Origin of the sequence: Burkholderia sp. BCC1977, assembly GCF_905339595.1 — a bacterium.
Classification (GTDB): Bacteria; Pseudomonadota; Gammaproteobacteria; order Burkholderiales; family Burkholderiaceae; genus Burkholderia.
Genome location: NZ_CAJPGQ010000148.1, coordinates 1 through 1,001, shown reverse-complemented (window position 1 = coordinate 1,001; position 1,001 = coordinate 1). Strand labels below are relative to the sequence as shown.

At 48.4% G+C, this 1,001-nt stretch carries 2 protein-coding genes; both read right to left on the bottom strand.

Annotated features, from left to right (window positions below):
- Positions 1 to 135 precede the first annotated feature (135 nt).
- Positions 136 to 414, bottom strand: a complete 279-nt coding sequence (locus tag U5771_RS35190) for a DUF3144 domain-containing protein (RefSeq protein WP_322028183.1) — start codon at positions 412 to 414, stop codon at positions 136 to 138.
- A gap of 79 nt (positions 415 to 493) precedes the next feature.
- Positions 494 to 1,001 (bottom strand): hypothetical protein (locus U5771_RS35185; protein ID WP_322028182.1); only part of this gene is annotated, 508 nt, incomplete at its 5' end.

Sequence of the window (1,001 nt, the reverse complement as noted above, 5' to 3'; positions counted from 1 at the left end):
CACCGTCTTCATCCCATCCAGCGGATAGTGCGTACAGAACAGGCAGTCGTGTCCGTCGTACAGGTTGAGGTCGTATTGCCCTTTGCATCGGTCGTCCACAAAGAAACATTACCCCCGCCTCCAATGCCGACTGCGTCAGCCTTCTCTCATGTAGCGTTCGAAATTTTCGGCATAGTCATCAAAATGCAGCTCCAATGCCTTTCTATATTCATCACAGAAATATTGAATCGTTTCTTCCCGCATTTCCCTCATATCTTCCCCCGACGCATGTCCACATGCACTGACCCAAGCATTGAATCTTGCAGTTGCATACATCATCGACGAACTTACCTTTCCCCGACCATCGACCATCTTAAGCTGCTCATTAGAAAGATTAATGTGCGCATCCGCTCGATTATAAAATTCCTCATCCATACTCATAACAACCCCCTTATAAATCATTTAATACATTGATAATTAACACCCCCACTCACCCCAGTAAATTCATATCAAACTAAAATCCCGACCCGCCCTTTTTGCCACCAGACAAAGTCCCATCACCTAATGAGTTCGACGTCATCGGCCATAATGCGAATCCAACTGGATCATTTTTGACACCATTCCACAGTGCCATTGCAGCGTCTGCAGCTGTCGAAGCTACCACTCCCAAAACACCTGCCGCAGTATTTTTAGCCTTCGATATCGAACTCAAAATCCCTCCTTGCACATTAGAGCAAGTCAAACAACTGGAATAAAGCCGCTGCACCTCCCCCGGCCCAGACAGCGACGTCGGAGGTATGTGATCACCGACGGGCAAACCAGACTTCGTTCCGAAATTCTCGGTTCCGCAAATATGACAAGGCTGCCCTTGATTGGCGAGTTTTGCTCGCTCTCCTAGCGTTGCCTTTGCACCTGTCGCCGCCACCCCTTCCCCAGCATACGGTCCTGGTTTAAACGTCTTAATAATAGCCTTTACAACCTCGCTAACAGCAGCGTTCCCGTCAGGATCAACCAAATTGACT

Coding starts and splice junctions, on each gene's coding strand:
- U5771_RS35190 (WP_322028183.1), bottom strand. CDS start 414: ATGGATGAGGAATTTTATAATCGAGCGGATGCGCACATTAATCTTTCT.